Here is a 17144-nt window from a genome sequence, read left to right on the forward strand (position 1 = left end):
GGGTTTCTAGGGCCAACTGCAACTGAGAACGACGAAGCCCCGGCTCTCAAGAGGGACCGGGGCTTGCGTTTGCCTTGGCATGCTGGCGGAGGATACGAGATTCGAACTCGTGAGGGCTTGCACCCAACACGCTTTCCAAGTCTGCATGGCGGTGTTCGCGGGTACCCGAAACCCTTGCTGACCTGGGGCTCCAGCTTCTGTCGGATGCTCCTGAACGCTCACGGACGCATTGGAATGCAACGGGGACTGCAACTGGCGAGGCCCAAGCCGGGTTCTGCGTGGATGAGCCGCGAGGGGAGCGCTGGCGGACGTCATGCCTCCCTGGGTTATCGGGGTCGGTAGGGATCGGTCAGGGTGGTCGGGGTGGTCGCGGTGGTGATGACGTCTTGGGGGAAACGGGGGCCAGCGGTGTAGTAGCGGGCACGGGTGCGGCCGATGGCTTCGAGGATTCCGGAGGCGGTCAGGTCGCGTAGGTCGCGTTGGGCTTGCTGGACGCTGAGGGCTTCAGCGTGTTCGTAGCGCAGGCGGCGGACGCGGCCGGTCATCGCGACGTCGTGCAGTGCGGAGACCAGACGCTCGTCCAGGCCCTCGGCTTCGGTGAAGTCGGTCAGCTGGGCGAGGACGTGGCGGGAGCGCTCGAGGCGGTTGCGGACGGTCTGGGCCTGCTGGTGGTAGGCGGTCAGGTTGAAGGTGATCCAAGAGGCGACGTTCTGGTCGGGTAGGTAGGTGGATCCACGGTCGGCGAGCTGGCGGTAGTACTCCCAGGTGTTGCCGGGCCGTCCCAGCCACGCTTCGACGGAGGAGAACTCGGGGGCCAGCACGCCCTCGCGGGCGATCATCAGGGTTTGCAGGGAGCGGGACATGCGGCCGTTGCCGTCGTTCCAGGGGTGAATCGACACCAGGTGCAGGTGGGCCATCGCGGCCCGCACCAGGGGGTGGTTGCCGTCGTCTTGGTTCAGCCAGTTGACCAGCTCGGCCATCAGGCTCGCGACTTCTTCGTGCTTCGGGGCGGTGTAGGCGGCGATGCTTGGGTCGCGGGCGTCGGTGACGTAGACGATGGCCTGGCGCCATTGGCCGGCTGGTTTGGCGACGGTATGCCGATGGCCTTGCAGCATCCAGTGCAGGCCGTTGAGTAGGCCCTTGCTATAGGCGAAGTCGGGAGCGTTGTGCAGGGTCTGGATGTAGGTCATCATCCGCTGGTAGGCGAGGGTCTCCTCCTTGTCGTCCTCCGATACCTCGACATCCCGTTCGCCTTCCATGAGGTCTGCGACGTCCACAGTGGAGACCCGGAAGCCCTCGATCGAATTCGAGGCCGCGACCAGGTCTGCGGTCAGGAACTTCCGGAGCCCCTCGGTCCACTTGTAGGGCGCGTTACGGATCTGATGGCGTAGGTCGGTACGCATCCCGTCGATCTCTTCCAGGACTAGGTGGTCGACTGGGGTGAGATCAGGCGTGGGAAACAACATGGGCCTATGATATGTTGACGCAATCAATACGTCAACACGTCGCCGACTTGTGGGCGGCGAGGCCGACCCCCTCGACCATGTCCCAGCTCGAAGATGGGTCCGCGGGCGGTCTGCTCTGGGTCGCTGATGCACCTGCTGAACCAGCTTCCGCCGACGACGACTCGATAGAAGACGAGTGCATGCTTGGAACCGCCTAACCGGCTCCCGGCTGAGAGCGGCTTGTTGGGTGGCCGCTCTCAGCTACCTCCCAAACAAGTACGAGCCAGGTTTGTGCGCGATGTGGTCGCTGACCACGAGACCGCCTCGCCATTTTCCGGTTTCGTCGCGGTAGCGAAACTGGAGGTCCCCAACTCGCTTCCCAAAGACCGAGCGGACACCGGCGTACGTGCCGGAGTAGTGCGGATTCCCCCCAGGTCTTCGCGGACAGTAGGCAGAGACGGCCATGGGGAATACCAGAGTGGAAGCCAAGAGATCAGCTATCTGAAGTCCGGCATGGTTGTCACTGGCGGCGAACAGGGGCACCTCGCGCATCGCTGGGTAGGGATCGCCGCCGGTCCGCCACTTCTGAGTGAAGATCGAATGAGCAACCATAAGGTTTGTGTGATGTTGTCTCCCGTCGGCGATCAATACGCCCACATCGTCTTGCGCTTCAAGGTGCTGGCCGTAGTGGGAGGAGATGTCTTGGACCGCGTAACAGTAACTAGATGCCGGGTCCATCCCCTTGCCGGGATCCTTGATCCAAACGCGGCCGACGATCCGGCACCCGTGAGTCTCTACGAGAGTCAGAAGCTCGTCGCGGAGCCTTTGGGCCTGGCGTCGCGGGTTGCGCCCCTTCTTACGTGTCATCTGGAGGATGTCGCTGCCCTTGACCTCTGTGAGGATGTGATCAAGGGCAAGTCCGCTGGTGAAACGGCCTGGGAAGTGCCTTCGCTTGAGGGCTAGGAAGTCTCGCGTCATGGCCGGCACGGAAGCCGCATCGACGATCAAGCCGAGGATCACCATCACCGGAGTGCCGGCTGGCCCAATGTCTGGGGCTTCCGCGCCTCCGGCTTCGTCCAGGTAGCAGACGTACATCTAGGCAACATAGCGCTAAGGCCGCTCCAGAGGAGCGGCCTTAGGATGTGGTGTTCGGGTTGCCCCTAGGCACCTGTAGAAGGTTTCTACCCTCAGTAGAGCACACGAACGTGCTTCGAGGCAAAAGAATGCGACAGCTAGCCCAGGCTGTCATGCAAGGATACCCCCACCTCGTACATGATTGCTTATGACTGCAAACCCCCAGGTAGCGGGCCATATGCCTGCGCGGGGCTTGACGGCCCGGTTAGGCTCGGGCGGTCGCTGCGCGATGCGCAAGCACCCCCTGGGCCGCCCGAGCCTAACCGGGCACCTTGGCGCTTCGGGGTTGTGAATGAGACTGTGAATGAGACTAGAAGATCAAAGAAGTCCGGTGCCCGTCGGGGCACCGGCCTTCGTCGTCTCTGCGCTTCGCCCGGAACGAGCAAAGGCCCCAGCTGCGGTCTCCCGCGCGGGGCCTTCGTCGTCGTGCCGGTGAGGCACTGGCGGAGGATACGAGATTCGAACTCGTGAGGGCTTGCACCCAACACGCTTTCCAAGCGTGCGCCCTAGGCCACTAGGCGAATCCTCCGTGGAGAAGCTTAGCGGGTGTTGGGGAGTGGGCGAACCTCGATTACGGACGACTTGGGGAGGGGGCCGTAGATGTGGGGGTAGAGGTCGTCTCCGGCGGGCTCGAAGCGGACGTCCAGGTGGCGGGGGTCGATCACCAGGAGGAGGAGGTCTTCGACGCCCTGGTAGTAGGTGGACAGGACGGTCTGGACCTGGGTGTCGGTCGCGGAGCAGTGGATGAAGCCCTCTTCTTCGAGGGTCTTGTCGATCGTGGACATCGTGTAGGGGGTGACGTCGGTCACCTGTTCCCAGGTGGTGCGGTCGGCGATGTGGAAGATGAAGGACATACCGGCGGACTGTACGGGGTGGGGCGGCGGATGCCATAGACTCGGGGCAGACCCCTCGTGCGGCGTCATCTTGTGAACCTCCCCAGGGCCGGAAGGCAGCAAGGATAAACAGGCTCTGGCGGGTGTGCGGGGGGTCCTTTTGTTTCCTCCGGCGCGGACGGGTCCAACGCATGAGTCTGGCTCTCTATCGCAAGTACCGGCCTGCCACCTTTGGTGAGCTCAAGGGCCAGGAACATGTGGCCGAGCCGCTGCAGCAGGCCCTGCGGAACGGGCGCGTCAACCACGCCTATCTGTTCTCCGGGCCGCGCGGATGCGGGAAGACCTCCAGCGCGCGGATCCTGGCGCGCTCGCTGAACTGCGAGAAGGGGCCGACGCCCGATCCCTGCGGCGTGTGCGAGTCCTGTGTGGCGCTCGGGCCCGGCGGAAGCGGGCACCTCGACGTGATCGAGATCGACGCGGCGTCGCACGGTGGTGTGGACGACGCGCGTGACCTGCGGGAACGGGCCTTCTTCGCGCCGGTCTCGTCGCGGTTCAAGGTCTACATCATCGACGAGGCGCACATGGTGACCCGCGAGGGGTTCAACGCGCTGCTCAAGCTCGTCGAGGAGCCGCCGCCGCACCTCAAGTTCGTGTTCGCGACGACCGAGCCCGAGAAGGTCATCGGGACGATCCGGTCGCGCACGCACCACTACCCCTTCCGGCTGATCCCGCCGAAGACGCTGCAGGAGCTGCTGGAGGAGATCCTCGGCTCGGAGAGCGTGCCGTTCGAGGCCGCCGCGCTGCCGCTGGTCGTCCGGGCGGGGGCCGGGTCGGCGCGTGACTCGCTGTCGATCCTCGACCAGCTTCTGGCCGGGTCCGACGAGGCGGGCATCACCTACGCCCGGGCCGTGTCGCTGCTCGGGTACACCGACTCCACCCTGCTCGACGAGGTCGTCGACGCGTTCGCCGCCCGTGACGGAGCGTCGGTGTACGCCGCGATCGACCGGGTCGTCGAAGGCGGGCAGGACCCGCGGCGCTTCACCGCCGATCTGCTGTCGCGCTTCCGTGACCTGGTGATCCTCGCCAATGTGCCCGAGGCCGCCAAGACAGGGCTCATCGACGGGCCGGCCGACGAGCTCGACCGCATGACGTCCCAGGCGAACGCCATGGGCCCCGCCGATCTCACCCGCGCCGCCGACCTGCTGCACACCGGGCTCACGGAGATGCGCGGCGCGACCTCGCCGCGCCTGCTGCTGGAACTCGTCTGCGCCCGCATCCTCCTTCCCGGCGCCTACCAGGACGAGGCGGCGCTGCTGGCCCGCCTCGACAGGCTCGAGCGCAGCGGCCCCGTCGCCGCTCCGGCACCGCGCCCGGCCCAGGAGACACGTCCGCGTCCCCCCGCCCCATCCTCGCGTCCCACGCGGGAATCCGCTCCCCAGCCTGTGGACGACTCCGGAGGGGGCGCCCCCGGCCAGGGTGCCGAGCGTCCCGGACCGGCCGCCGATCCGCAGGCCGCGGGCCGTCCGCCCGCGCAGAACGACGGCTGGGGCGCCTCCGTCCCGGCACCCGGCCAGGGCTCGGGCACCGCGCAGGAGCCCGGTCCGGGTCAGGACGACGGCTGGGGCTCCGCCCAGGGACAGCCGTCCGGACAGGGCCAGGCCCCGGGGCAGCAGGCCGCTCAGGGACAGTCCGGCCAGGGCCGGTCGCAGGGTTCCGCCCCAGGTCAGCAGCCTGGCCAGGGTCAGGCGCCGGGGCAGTCCGACGGCTGGGGAGCGCCCGCGCAGCCCTCCGGCCAGGGCGACGGCTGGGGTGCGCCCGCGCAGGGCGGCTGGGGTGGAGCGCCCGCCCAGGAGCCCGCCCCGGCGCAGGGGGCGTCAGGCGGCGGCGCCGACATCCACGGGGTGCGGCAGCTCTGGCCGCAGATCCTGGACGCCGTCCAGCAGCGCAGCCGCGTCGCCTGGATGACGATCATGGAAGGGGTCGCCCCGGTCTCGGTCGAGGGCAACCTGCTGACGATCGCCTTCTCGAACGCGGGCAAGCACAAGAACTTCACGATGGGCCGCCGCGAAGGCGTCCTGGCCGAAGTCCTCAAGGATCTCCTCGGTGTCGACTGGCGGATCGACGCCGTCGTCGGCAACGCTCCGCCGCCCGCCCGTCAGGCCGCCCCCCAGCCCCCCGCACCGACCTCCTGGGAGCCCGCGCCGCCACCCCCGCCCGCCCCCGCGCAGCCCCAGCAGGCCCCGGCCCCGCAGAGCCCCCCGCCCTCGGCCCCGGCTCAGCAGCGGCCCCCGCAGCCACAGCCGCGCCAGTCCGCCCCGATGCCGCCGCAGCCGACCGATCCGCTCCCGCCCCCGCCGGACGGCCCGATGGACGACGACGAACCCGAAGCGCCCCGCGGTGCCCCCGCCGGAGACGAGACCGTCACCGGTATCGCCCTGGTCCAGAAGGAACTGGGCGCCACCGTCATCAAAGAGATCGACACCCGCTGACCCACCCCGTCCCGGACGGCACCCGCCACCCCCCGCCGTGCCACGCTCCGCAGGAACTCGCACTCCGCGGAGCCATCGGCGGCCGGGAACCGGACCGGCTCGCACCTCCATCGGGCACGCGCCTGCCCGGCGCTCACTTGATCACCGGCGGCCGGCCGTCATCGCTACGGGCAAGATCTGTAAGACACGGCCTTCCACCAGCGAAGCCATGATCGACCCCGTCATGATCGACAACATGACCCACCAGCGAAAACACCCCAGCCTGGCGCGGAACCCGGACCTTGGAACCAAACAGAATCCACAGGATCAACGCCCACTTAGGGCCTTCGGCCTGCCTCGTCGCCGTGATCTTCGTTTGTCGGCGAGGTGGGTTCTTCCGGACGAGTTTCGCAGAGCGCGGCTGGGAGGACTGGTCGAGGCGATCTCCTCTCGCCCGGCGGTGGGGATCGTTGCTTGATCGTGTCCGGTGGGGTGGGTTGGGCAGGGGCGTAGGGGAACTGGGGGCGGGGTCGGAGAGGGCGGACGTGAGGAGGGGGTTGGGTGGGTTTTCCACAGGGTGTGGGAGGAGGGCGGGTCATCCTTCGGGATGGGTTGGGGCGGGGGTTGTATCGCTGGGCGGGTTCTCGTCGTAGTCTCGGGAGTTCAGTGGAGTTGGAGGGGGTCGACGTGGAACCCGGCGGGCAGCTTGATTTCCAGGCCGTGCTGGCTCAGGCGCAGAAGATGCAGGAGCAGCTCTTCGCGGCGCAGGAGCAGCTGGCGCATGTCGAGGTCACGGGCACGGCGGGGGGTGGGCTCGTCAGCGCTACCGTCAACGGACAGGGAGAGCTGGTGGGGCTCGTCGTCGATCCCAAGGTGATCGACGGGGCGGATCCCGTCGAGACGGCCGAGACCGTCGCCGATCTCGTTCTGGCGGCGGTGCGGGAGGCCTCGCGGCAGGCCGCCGACTTGCAGCAGCAGACTATGGGCCCACTCGCGCAGGGTTTGCCCGGAATGCCGGGGTTTTAGGTGTACGAAGGCGTTGTTCAGAATCTCATCGACGAGCTGGGGCGGCTGCCCGGCGTCGGGCCGAAGGGCGCGCAGCGCATCGCGTTCCACCTGCTCAACGCTGATCCCGCGGACGTCAACCGGCTCGCTGACGCCCTGCGTGAGATGAAGGACAAGGTCCGCTTCTGCAAGACGTGCGGGAACGTGGCCGAGGACACCGAGTGCCGCATCTGCCGCGACGTCCGCCGCGACCGGGCGGTGATCTGCGTGGTCGAGGAGTCCAAGGACGTCGTCGCGATCGAGAAGACCCGCGAGTTCCGCGGGACGTACCACGTACTGGGCGGCGCGATCAGCCCGATCGAGGGCATCGGACCGGAGGACCTGAGGGTCCGCGAGCTGATGCAGCGCCTCGCCGACGGCGAGGTCACCGAGCTGATCCTCGCGACCGACCCGAACCTCGAAGGCGAGGCCACGGCGACCTACCTGGCCCGCCTCGTGAAACCGATGAACCTCAAGGTGACCCGCTTGGCGAGCGGCCTACCCGTCGGCGGCGACCTGGAGTACGCCGACGAGGTCACGCTGGGTCGCGCTTTCGAAGGACGGAGACTTCTGGATGTCTAACACCACGAAGGACTGGGACGACCTCGCGGGACGCGTCGTCGTGCACGTCGAGAACTACCTCGCGGGCCTGGAGCGCTGCGCGGGCGGCGAGGGCGGCGGCAAGCTGATCCCGCTGCTCCTGCTCGAGGTGTCGCAGGTCATGCTGGCCGGCGCGCAGCTCGGGGCCAGCCCCGACGTCGTCCTGCCCGGCAACTGGGAGCCCGAGGTCGGCGAGGATCCCGACCTCGACGCCATCCGCCAGGGCCTCGCCGAGCGCCTGTCGGCCGTCGACGAGTACACCGAGGTCTTCGACCCGTACAAGGACGCCGAGGAGACCACCCCGTACCGCCTGTCGGACGACCTCGTCGACGTGGCCAGCGACCTGATCCACGGCCTGCGCCACTACCAGAAGAACCGTCCCCTCGAGGCCCTGTGGTGGTGGCAGTACTCCTACCTCAACCACTGGGGCAACCACGGCGGCGCCGCCCTGCGCGCCCTCCACGCGGTCGTCTCCGGCGCCCGCCTGGACGTCGCCGAGGAAGTCCTCGTCACCACCTGACGCCCACCCGCCGACCGGAGCCGGGCCACCTTGACGAAGCGGTGGCCCGCCCGGCCAGAGGCGGCGGCGACTAGATCCGATCGACGAGCCGCTCCCCGGCAGGCCGCTCGGCCACGTCGGGGGACGACGCGAGGCTTGCGGTGAGGATCTGCTGGTGGAACGCCCCGTGATGCGAGCGCACCGAACTGCGCCCGCTACCGGAGGACGACGCCGCCCTGGTCCTGATGGACCTGTCCGGCCCCGCCGCGGGCCTTGTCGAGGACGCGATGGTCCTGGCCATCCGCCTCGGCGGCCTCCCCCTAGCCCTCGGCCTGACGGGCTCCTTCGCCCTGATCGACCTCGACCGGGAGGAAGGCTCCCTCCGCCTCCACCCCCTCGTCCGCGATGCCCACCGCGACCGCGACCGCGACGAACAGACGCGATCAGCCCTGACGTCCCTGGCCTGCGCCCAGCTGAAGCAAGCCGCCGAATCCGACGCCCTCGGCTTCGCTGGAAGACCCCGCCGCCTGGCCGAAATGGAGCGCACTCCACCCGCACGCCACCGCCCTCATGAAGGAACTCTTCACCGAAGATCCCGAAGCCGCCGCACCCGAACCCCTCACCGGCATCCTGACCGCAGCCCAGCTCACCGGTAGCTGGCTCTTGGCCCGAGGGCAGTACAGAGAGGCTGAGCTCGAGCTCCGGCAGGTCCTTACCGCCCGCATGCGAGTGCTGGGTGCCGACCTCCCGCACACGCTCACCACCCGTACACCCTCACCACCCGTCACGAGATCGCTCGGATGATGTATCCACAGGGTGAGGCGAGCGAGGCGCTGGTGGAGTTCCGGGCTGTTCATGAGGCGAAGGTCCGGGTCCTGGGGGCGGAGCATCCCCGTACGAAGGCCACGGGGAGTTGGCTGGCGGCAAGGTGAGGTGGGGTGGTGCTGGTGAGGGTCGGGAGGGTCAGGGGGACTCCAGGGTGGATTGTTCGGAGAGGGCGAGGGTGAGGAGGGGGAGGGTGTCGGCTACGAGGGTCATGCAGAGGCCGGCGGTGAGTTCCTCGTCGGTGAGGTGGGTGCGGTCCAGGCGGGTGGCGATGAGGTAGTCGCTGGTGCGGGAGGGGCGGATGTGCCAGGTGGGGTGGAGGAGCTGGAGGGGGGCGTGGTCGGGGGTGGGCATCTTGGGGTCCTTCGGGGGCGCGTTCGGGGATTTGCGTGTCCAGGGTCACAGGGGGTGAATACGATGAGCAACGGACCGAGGACGCACCGGCGTTTGACCGGGAGGCGGTGCGGTTTTACCGAGTGGCGGTAACCCCCTGGAGGTCGATGTGATCGCGCAGTCCGAGCCGTTGCAGGATCCTGCTGTGAAGGCGTTCGCCATCACGCTCCGCGCCTTTCGGGAGAAGGGCGGGCTGGGGAAGAAGGAGCTCGCCGAGCTGCTCGGCTATACGCCCGGATACCTGAGCCAGGTCGAATCGGCGAAGAACACGCCGTCGGTGAAGTTCGCCGAGGACCTGAACACGTTCTTCGGGACGGACGCGTTCACGGACCTTCAGCAGAATATGTCGGAAAGCAAGGGTCGTCCGATCCTGCCCCGTGGATTCGAGGAGTATGTGGAACGGGAAGCGCAGGCTTCCATCCTGTACGTCTTCGAAATGAACGTGGTCAAGGGGATCTTTCAGACGCCCGAGTACGCCCGTGAAATCCTTTGGGAGGGGCGTACGGCTGAGGAACTCGATCAGGTCGTCGCCACTCGGCTCGATCGGCAGGGGCTTCTAACGAGGGACGCACCGCCTCAGATCGTCGCGATATTCGATGAGGGCGCCGTCAGGCGCATGATCGGCGGTGGCGAGGTGATGAAGGCTCAAATCGCGCGTCTCATTGAAATAGCGCGGATGCCGAGCGTTCAGCTGCATATCGTGCCTGCGAGCAAGGGCGCATATCCTGGCGTTCAGGGGTCCTTCACGATCCTGGAGTTCATCGACGCCCCGAGAGCGGTCTATACCGAAGGGCATGCGGGCGGAACACTCACGGAGCACCCTTTGGTCGTGCATGAGCACGCGCTAGACTTCAACGCGATCAGGGGCGCGGCTAAGTCCGCAGATGACTCCCTGGAATTGCTTCATTCCGTTCTGGAGGGCCTGTGAATACTCTGGACCTGTCGTCAGCCGACTGGCGCAAGAGTTCCCACAGCGGTACCTCGGGTGGGGACTGCGTCGAGGTGGCCGCGGTGGAGGGGGTGGTGGCCGTCCGGGATTCCAAGAATCCGGGGCGAGGGGCGGTCGGGGTGACGCGGAGCGCGTTCGGGGCGCTCGTGCGGGGTCTGCGCGGCTGAGGTCGCCGGGGAATGATACGGCTGTCTCACATTATGAGATAATTCGGGTGATGGTTCATGGGTTGACCTCGGTAGACTCGGGGCGTCAATGCTGCACCCGATCACCTGAGGAGCGCCCCAAGTGGCTCTTGTCGTGCAGAAGTACGGCGGCTCCTCCGTCGCCGACGCGGACTGCGTGAAGCGGGTCGCCCAGCGCATCGTTGCCACCAAGAAGGCAGGAAACGACGTGGTAGTCGTCGTTTCCGCGATGGGCGACACGACGGACGAGCTGATCGATCTGGCCCAGAAAGTGAGCCCCCTGCCGCCCGCGCGCGAGCTGGACATGCTGCTCACGGCCGGCGAGCGGATCTCCATGGCGGTCCTCGCCATGGCCATCGCCAACCTGGGCCACGAGGCCAAATCGTTCACGGGCTCCCAGGCGGGGGTCATCACGGACGGCTCGCACGGCAAAGCCAAAATCATCGACGTCACGCCCGGGCGCATCCAGAGCGCGCTCGAGGACGGCTCGATCTGCATCGTGGCCGGCTTCCAGGGGGTCTCGCAGGACTCCAAGGACATCACCACGCTGGGGCGCGGCGGCTCCGACACGACCGCCGTTGCCCTGGCGGCGGCGCTGAACGCCGACGTCTGTGAGATCTACACCGACGTCGACGGCGTGTTCACCGCCGACCCGAGAATCGTCAAGAAGGCGCGGAAGATCCCCTTCGTCTCCTACGAGGAGATGCTGGAGATGGCCGCGTCCGGTGCGAAGATCCTGCACCTGCGCTGCGTCGAGTACGCGCGCCGCTACAACATTCCGATTCATGTGCGGTCCTCGTTCAGCCAGAAGGAAGGCACGTGGGTCGTCGCGAGCACTGAGGGGACCGAGGTGGAGAACGCGATCATCTCCGGCGTCGCGCACGACCGGAGCGAAGCCAAGATCACGGTTGTGGGCGTGCCCGACAAGGTCGGTGAGGCCGCGGGGATCTTCCGCCTGCTGGCAGGGGCCGAGATCAACCTGGACATGGTCGTCCAGAACGTCTCGGCCGTCGCCACCGGGAAGACCGACATCTCGTTCACGCTGCCCGCGGCCGACTCCAAGACCGCCCTCGACGCCCTCAACAAGGCGCAGGGCACGATCGGCTTCGACTCGCTGCGCTTCGACGACCGGATCGGCAAGATCTCGCTCGTCGGCGCGGGCATGCGTTCGCACCCCGGCGTCACCGCGAAGTTCTTCGGCGCGATCGCCGACGCGGGCGTCAACATTGAAATGATCTCCACTTCGGAGATCCGCATCTCGGTCGTCGTCGCCCAGGACGACATCGACACCGCGGTCCAGGCCGCGCACAGCGCGTTCGACCTCGACTCCGACCAGGTCGAGGCAGTCGTTTACGGAGGTACCGGCCGATGAGCCGCAAGCCCACTCTCGCAGTCGTCGGCGCGACCGGCGCCGTCGGCACCGTCATGCTCGACATCCTCACCCAGCGCGAGGACGTGTACGGAGAGATCCGGCTCGTCGCCTCCGCGCGTTCGGCCGGCAAGGTCCTCCAGGTCCGCGGCGAGGACGTCGTGGTGCAGGCGCTGACCCCCGAGGTCTTCGACGGCGTCGACATCGCGATGTTCGACGTCCCCGACGAGATCTCCGCGATCTGGGCGCCGATCGCCGCCGAGCGCGGCGCGGTGGCCGTCGACAACTCCGGGGCCTTCCGGATGGACCCCGAGGTCCCGCTGGTCGTGCCCGAGGTCAACCCGGACGCGGCCCTGGTCCGCCCGAAGGGGATCATCTCCAACCCGAACTGCACCACCCTGTCGATGATCGTCGCGATGGGCGCGCTGCACCGCCAGTACGGCCTCGCCGAACTGGTCGTGGCCTCCTACCAGGCGGCGTCCGGCGCGGGCCAGGAGGGCATCGACGCCCTCTACGGGCAGATCGAGAAGATCGCGGGCAACCGGGAGCTCGGCCAGCGCGCCGGCGACCTGCGCGCCGTGGTCGGCACCGAGGGCCCCTTCCCGGCCCCGCTGGCGCTGAACGTCGTGCCGTGGGCGGGCTCGCTCAAGGACGGCGGCTGGTCGTCGGAGGAGCTGAAGGTCCGCAACGAGTCCCGCAAGATCCTCGGGCTGCCGGAGCTGCGGGTCAACGCGACCTGCGTCCGCGTCCCGGTCGTCACCACCCACTCGCTGGCCGTGCACGCGACCTTCGAGCGGGAGGTCGACCAGAAGGAGGCGCAGGCCGTCCTCGCGGGCGCCCCGGGCGTCGTCCTCGTCGACAACCCCGAACTGCACGAGTTCCCGACCCCGAACGACGTGGTCGGCACCGACCCGACCTGGGTCGGGCGCGTCCGGGCCTCCCTGGACGACCCGAAGTCCCTGGACCTCTTCCTGTGCGGCGACAACCTCCGCAAGGGCGCGGCCCTCAACACCGCCCAGATCGCCGAGCTCGTCGCCCGCGAGCTCACCGCCTGATCGGCGCGTCACCGGGGCCGGTCCGAGCACGTTCGGGCCGGTCCCCGGCGTTTCCGGCGTCCGAGTTCGCCCAGAACGTAAGAGACACGGGCACCCCGGCCCGCGACTGGTTGTAGACATGGACCATGAGCGACGAGCGGTGGAAGCAGCGGTTCCGGGCGGCACGGGTGAGCCTGCCGGGCTGGGCGAGGGAGGCTCCCGACCGGAGCCTGTTCCGGTCGAACGCGAGCGGCACCTGGGAGATCTACACCTGGGACCGCTCGACGGGCGAGCAGAGGCAGGCCACGTCGCGGCCGAACGGCACCCTGTCGGGCACGCTCGACCCGTACGGGCGCGAGCTGTGGTGGTTCGCCGACACCGACGGCGACGAGTTCGGGGTCTGGCGGAAGCAGCCGTTCGAGGGCGGTGAGTCGGTCGCGGCGACCGTCCTGGAGCCGGCCTACCCGGCGGGTCTCGCCCTGGCGCGGAGCGGACGGGTGATCGTCGGACGCAGCGGGCAGCACGGCACGTCGATCCACCTGATCGACCCCGGCCAGGACCCGGTGACGATCTACGAGCACGAGGAGAACGCCTACCTCGGCGGCCTCTCCCGCGACGAGCGGCTGATCGCGATCGGCCACAGTGAGCACGGCGACAGCCGCCACCCGTCCATCAAGATCGTGAACCCGGACGGCTCCCTGGTCGCCGAGCTGCACGACGGTCCCGGCAAGGGCGTCGGGCCGTCGGGCTTCGCCCCGGTCGCCGGCGACTCCAGGCTCCTGGTCAGCCACGAGCGTCGCGGCCGCGACGAGCTGCTGATCTGGAACCCGATCACCGGCGAGGAGACCGAGCTGACCTTCGACCTGCCCGGCGAGGTCGGCGCGAGCTGGTTCCCCGACGCCTCGGCGCTGCTGGTCGGGCACGGCTACGAGGCCCGCGACGAGATCTACCGCTACGACCTGGCCTCGGGCGAGCTCACCCGGATCGAGACCCCGCGCGGCTCGCTCGGCGGGGCGACCGTCCGGCTCGACGGGTCGATCGAGTTCATGTTCACGTCCGCGGCCGAGCCGCCGGTGATCCGCTCGACGACCGGCGCGGTCGTCCTGACCCCGCCCGGTGAGCCCGCGCCGCCTTCGGTGCCCGTCGAGGACGCCTGGGTCGACGGTCCCGGAGGGAAGATCCACGCCCTGGTCTCCAAGCCCGAGGGCGACGGCCCGTTCCCCACCGTCTTCGATGTCCACGGCGGGCCGACCGCGCAGGACACCGACGCCTTCAACCCGGGCACCGCGGCCTGGGTCGACCACGGGTTCGCGGTCGTCCAGGTCAACTACCGGGGCTCGACCGGCTACGGATCGGCCTGGCGGGACGCGCTGGAGGAGAAGGTCGGGCTGATCGAGCTGGAGGACGTCAAGGCCGTCCGTGACTGGTCGGTGGCCTCCGGGCTCGCCGACCCCGCGAAGATGGTCCTGACCGGCGGCTCGTGGGGCGGCTATCTGACGCTGCTCGGCATCGGCACCCAGCCGGACGACTGGACGGTCGCGGTCGCGGGCGTCCCGGTGGCCGACTACGTCGCGGCCTACGAGGACGAGATGGAGGCGCTCCAGGCCTTCGACCGCTCCCTGTTCGGCGGCTCCCCCGCGGAGGTGCCGGAGAAGTACGAGGAGTCGTCGCCGATCACCTATGTCGAGCGGGTCGAGGCGCCCGTGCTGGTGCTCGCCGGGGAGAACGATCCTCGGTGCCCGATCCGGCAGATCGATAACTATCTGGCGCGTCTCGACGAACTGGGCAAAACCCACGAGGTCTACCGATTCGACGCCGGTCACGGGTCATTGGTCGTTGAAGAACGGATCAAGCAGGTGGAAGCCGAGATCGGATTCGCCATGAAAAATCTGAATATGGGCTGATTAGCCCGTCGTTTTCGGTGATCACCCGCTGGGGATCTCCCCTCTCGGCTTTCGAGGGGGGAGATCATGAAGCGGAAACAGTGGCTGATCGGCGCGGCGGGTTGCGGAGCGACGGCGGCGTTCGTCGTGACCGTCGCGCTGGCGGGACGGCAGGAGCCGACGGTGATCGTCCGGCCGTCGGCACCGGTGCCCGCGGCCCCTGTCGCGCTCAAGCAGGCGGCGCCGGTGATCGACCTGACGAAGAAGGTGCGCCAGCCGTTCGTGGACACCACCTTCAGGGCCCAGGGCGTGAAGCGGTTCTCCTCGGGCGGATGCACCCAGCGGTGGAAGCACGGCTGCACCTCCTACGAGGGGATGCGCCGCGGGACGGTCGAGGGGATCCTCGCCTTCCGCAAGGCCAGCAGGTGCAAGGTCACCGTCTCGGGCGGCACCGAGAAGGGCCACGCCAGGATGCGGTTCAGCCACGAGAACGGCTACAAGATCGACATCATGCCGACCAAGTGCGTGACCAAGTACATCCACCGGACCATGAAGAAGGTCGGCGAGCGCAGCGACGGCTCGGAGATGTACCGGGTCCGTCCCGGCCAGCTGTTCGCCAACGAGCACGATACGCACTGGGACATCTTCTACGGCCCCGAGTGGTGCGTGAAACGGCTGATCAGGCACCGCGCCTGCGGATGACCGGCGCTCAGTCGCGGACGTTCCTGATGATGTCGACGAGCTCACGGGTGACGGACCGGAAACCGGGCAGCCGCGACATCGACACCATCTTGTTGACCAGCGGCACCGTCCGGTCGACCAGCAGGTAGGTCTTGCGGCAGCCGTCGGAGGAGTCGTGGACCCAGTACAGGACGAGGCCCATCGAGTACAGCCACAGGAGCTCGGGCAGCTCCTGCCGGAAGTCGGGGCTGAGCTTGAGGTCGCTCGATCCGTCCACGACCTCGCGGTAGATCGCGATGGCCGCGGTACGCGCGGGGCCCGACTCGGAGCTGAACGGGTTGAGCGGCGAGGTCGGCTCGGCGGCGAACTTGAAGAACTTCCCGGCGAACGCGTGGTAGGGCACCATCGTGTCGACCCGTGCCCGCAGGACGCCGAGCAGCCGCGCGGTGAACGTGGTCTCCCGGTCCAGGACCAGCCGGCAGGCCGCGTTGTGCGATTCCTGCAGCTCGTCGTAGTAGGCCTGGATCAGCTCCTCTTTCGAGGAGAAGTAGTAGTAGGCGTTCCCGACGGAGACCCCGGCCTCCTTGGCGATCACCCGCATGGTCGTCGCCTCGTAGCCGTGCTCGCGGAACAGCCGTAGCGCCGTCTCCACGATCAGCTCACGCGTCTGCTCCGACCGTCCGGCGACCGCCTTCTCACTCACCCGCACAACTCTAGGCGCACCCCACTTCACCCGCGGCGGTAGAAGGCGTTCTTTCCGCCCATCCTCACGGCTGGAGGCGCGAGGGCGACGGCCGCACCGGCGTGGCGCGCCATGGGGGTGACGATCCGGCGGGACGTTCCTGTCAGGAGCCGCTGGACGGGGGCTCGGGGTGGGGGCGGCCGTCGCGGAGGATGCCCGCCCAGGTGGAGCGGTCGTAGACGCCCGGGTCGGTGGTGTCGATGAAGGTCGTGAGGATCTCGGTGAAGCGGCCGGGGTCGTGGTGGTGGGGGAAGTGACCGGCCCCGTCGAAGATCTCGAGGCGGCTGCCCGGGAGGGCCGCGTGGGCGATCGCGGCGTGGGAGGCGGGGATGATGCCGTCGCGGCCGCCCCAGACCAGCAGGGTCGGCAGGTTCACGGCCAGGTAACTGCGGTCGAGCATGGTGATGGCCTGGCCGTTCCAGTCGGCGCCCGCGCGGAGCGTGCGCAGGAAGGCGCGGCGGGCGGTCGGCTTGGCGAACCGGGCGTAGCGGCTGAGGACGTAGTCGAGGTCGGGGCCGAGGCCGGCGCCGCCGGCCGCGCGCAGCAGCGGGGCCAGCGCGCGGGCGGCCGTGCGGACCGGGAGCGAGGCCAGCAGGGCCAGGCCGGGCCCGGCGCCGGGGGCGGCCGCGAGGCGGAACACCGGGTGGACCTCGCGGCCCATGCCCGCGCTGGAGATCAGGGCGAGGCGTTCGCAGCGCTCGGGGAACTGGTAGGCGAACTGCATCGCGACACCGCCGCCGAGCGAGTGGCCGACGACCGTCACACGGTCGATGTTCAGGACGGTCAGCAGGTCGCGCATGCCGCTGGCGTAGGCGGCGACCGCGTAGTCGGCGCGCGGTTTGGCCGAGTCGCCGTGGCCGAGCAGGTCGGGGGCGATGACGGTGTACCGCTTCGCCAGGTCGGGCAGGACGGGCGTCCAGGTCTCGGAGCTGTCGCCGATGCCATGGATGAGCAGGAGCGGAGGGCCGCTGCCCGTCATCCGGAACGCGCGCCGATAACCGTGGACCTCACGGAACTGCACCTCGCCTGTCATGTCCGAAGAGTGAACCGAACGCGTTTC

At 68.5% G+C, this 17144-nt stretch carries 16 protein-coding genes, 1 tRNA gene and 1 other RNA gene; 11 read left to right on the forward strand and 7 right to left on the reverse strand.

Annotated features, from left to right (window positions below):
* Nucleotides 1-326: 326 nt before the first annotated feature.
* The 4 genes from ABD785_RS16900 to ABD785_RS16915 all read right to left on the reverse strand — a co-directional run bounded on the left by ABD785_RS16900 (nucleotide 327) and on the right by ABD785_RS16915 (nucleotide 3433).
* On the reverse strand, nucleotides 327-1403 hold the full coding sequence (locus tag ABD785_RS16900) for a Fic family protein (RefSeq protein ID WP_344829078.1): 1077 nt from the start codon (nucleotides 1401-1403) through the stop codon (nucleotides 327-329).
* A gap of 303 nt (nucleotides 1404-1706) precedes the next feature.
* Complete coding sequence (locus tag ABD785_RS16905; RefSeq protein ID WP_344829080.1) at nucleotides 1707-2540, reverse strand: DUF3800 domain-containing protein; 834 nt, start codon at nucleotides 2538-2540, stop codon at nucleotides 1707-1709.
* A 480-nt stretch (nucleotides 2541-3020) separates the two neighbouring features.
* A tRNA-Ser gene (locus tag ABD785_RS16910) sits at nucleotides 3021-3108 on the reverse strand.
* Nucleotides 3109-3118: 10 nt separating this feature from the next.
* Nucleotides 3119-3433 (reverse strand): DUF952 domain-containing protein, encoded by a 315-nt coding sequence (locus ABD785_RS16915; RefSeq protein ID WP_344829082.1) that lies wholly within the window; start codon nucleotides 3431-3433, stop codon nucleotides 3119-3121.
* A gap of 46 nt (nucleotides 3434-3479) precedes the next feature.
* On the opposite strand from ABD785_RS16915, the gene ffs reads away from it, so the two are divergent.
* The 5 genes from ffs to ABD785_RS16940 all read left to right on the forward strand — a co-directional run bounded on the left by ffs (nucleotide 3480) and on the right by ABD785_RS16940 (nucleotide 8044).
* Nucleotides 3480-3575, forward strand: an RNA gene (gene ffs, locus ABD785_RS16920) — signal recognition particle sRNA small type.
* 28 nt (nucleotides 3576-3603) lie between these two features.
* Nucleotides 3604-5901 carry a DNA polymerase III subunit gamma and tau gene (locus ABD785_RS16925; protein WP_344829084.1) on the forward strand — a complete coding sequence of 766 codons (2298 nt, stop codon included), beginning with the start codon at nucleotides 3604-3606 and terminating at the stop codon, nucleotides 5899-5901.
* Between the two features lie 666 nt (nucleotides 5902-6567).
* Nucleotides 6568-6906 carry a YbaB/EbfC family nucleoid-associated protein gene (locus tag ABD785_RS16930; RefSeq protein WP_344829086.1) on the forward strand — a complete coding sequence of 113 codons (339 nt, stop codon included), beginning with the start codon at nucleotides 6568-6570 and terminating at the stop codon, nucleotides 6904-6906.
* Complete coding sequence (gene recR / locus ABD785_RS16935; RefSeq protein WP_344829088.1) at nucleotides 6907-7506, forward strand: recombination mediator RecR; 600 nt, start codon at nucleotides 6907-6909, stop codon at nucleotides 7504-7506. It begins immediately after the preceding gene.
* Complete coding sequence (locus ABD785_RS16940; RefSeq protein WP_344829090.1) at nucleotides 7499-8044, forward strand: DUF5063 domain-containing protein; 546 nt, start codon at nucleotides 7499-7501, stop codon at nucleotides 8042-8044. Before recR ends, ABD785_RS16940 begins: the two co-directional genes overlap by 8 nt.
* Nucleotides 8045-8986: 942 nt before the next feature.
* Here the strand turns inward: ABD785_RS16940 and ABD785_RS16945 are convergent.
* Entirely contained in the window at nucleotides 8987-9202 is a 216-nt protein-coding gene (locus ABD785_RS16945; RefSeq protein ID WP_344829092.1) for a hypothetical protein, read from the reverse strand.
* A 148-nt stretch (nucleotides 9203-9350) separates the two neighbouring features.
* On the opposite strand from ABD785_RS16945, the gene ABD785_RS16950 reads away from it, so the two are divergent.
* The 6 genes from ABD785_RS16950 (at nucleotide 9351) to ABD785_RS16975 (ending at nucleotide 15363) form a co-directional block, all read left to right on the forward strand.
* Nucleotides 9351-10169 carry a helix-turn-helix domain-containing protein gene (locus ABD785_RS16950; protein ID WP_344829094.1) on the forward strand — a complete coding sequence of 273 codons (819 nt, stop codon included), beginning with the start codon at nucleotides 9351-9353 and terminating at the stop codon, nucleotides 10167-10169.
* Nucleotides 10166-10357 carry a DUF397 domain-containing protein gene (locus tag ABD785_RS16955; protein WP_344829095.1) on the forward strand — a complete coding sequence of 64 codons (192 nt, stop codon included), beginning with the start codon at nucleotides 10166-10168 and terminating at the stop codon, nucleotides 10355-10357. Before ABD785_RS16950 ends, ABD785_RS16955 begins: the two co-directional genes overlap by 4 nt.
* Nucleotides 10358-10478: 121 nt before the next feature.
* On the forward strand, nucleotides 10479-11747 hold the full coding sequence (locus tag ABD785_RS16960; protein WP_344829097.1) for an aspartate kinase: 1269 nt from the start codon (nucleotides 10479-10481) through the stop codon (nucleotides 11745-11747).
* Nucleotides 11744-12799, forward strand: coding sequence for an aspartate-semialdehyde dehydrogenase (locus ABD785_RS16965; RefSeq protein ID WP_344829100.1), 1056 nt, complete (start codon nucleotides 11744-11746; stop codon nucleotides 12797-12799). The genes ABD785_RS16960 and ABD785_RS16965 overlap by 4 nt, the downstream gene beginning before the upstream one ends.
* Before the next feature lie 125 nt (nucleotides 12800-12924).
* Nucleotides 12925-14682 (forward strand): S9 family peptidase, encoded by a 1758-nt coding sequence (locus tag ABD785_RS16970; RefSeq protein ID WP_344829102.1) that lies wholly within the window; start codon nucleotides 12925-12927, stop codon nucleotides 14680-14682.
* 66 nt (nucleotides 14683-14748) lie between these two features.
* Nucleotides 14749-15363 carry a hypothetical protein gene (locus tag ABD785_RS16975; RefSeq protein WP_344829104.1) on the forward strand — a complete coding sequence of 205 codons (615 nt, stop codon included), beginning with the start codon at nucleotides 14749-14751 and terminating at the stop codon, nucleotides 15361-15363.
* A gap of 7 nt (nucleotides 15364-15370) precedes the next feature.
* Here ABD785_RS16975 and ABD785_RS16980 read toward each other — a convergent pair whose 3' ends face one another.
* Both ABD785_RS16980 and ABD785_RS16985 read right to left on the reverse strand, forming a co-directional pair.
* On the reverse strand, nucleotides 15371-16045 hold the full coding sequence (locus tag ABD785_RS16980) for a TetR/AcrR family transcriptional regulator (RefSeq protein WP_344829106.1): 675 nt from the start codon (nucleotides 16043-16045) through the stop codon (nucleotides 15371-15373).
* A gap of 142 nt (nucleotides 16046-16187) precedes the next feature.
* Nucleotides 16188-17117 (reverse strand): alpha/beta fold hydrolase, encoded by a 930-nt coding sequence (locus tag ABD785_RS16985; protein WP_344829108.1) that lies wholly within the window; start codon nucleotides 17115-17117, stop codon nucleotides 16188-16190.
* Nucleotides 17118-17144: the final 27 nt, after the last annotated feature.

It is taken from the genome of Actinocorallia longicatena (assembly GCF_039534125.1).
GTDB classification, from domain to species: Bacteria; Actinomycetota; Actinomycetes; order Streptosporangiales; family Streptosporangiaceae; genus Actinocorallia; species Actinocorallia longicatena.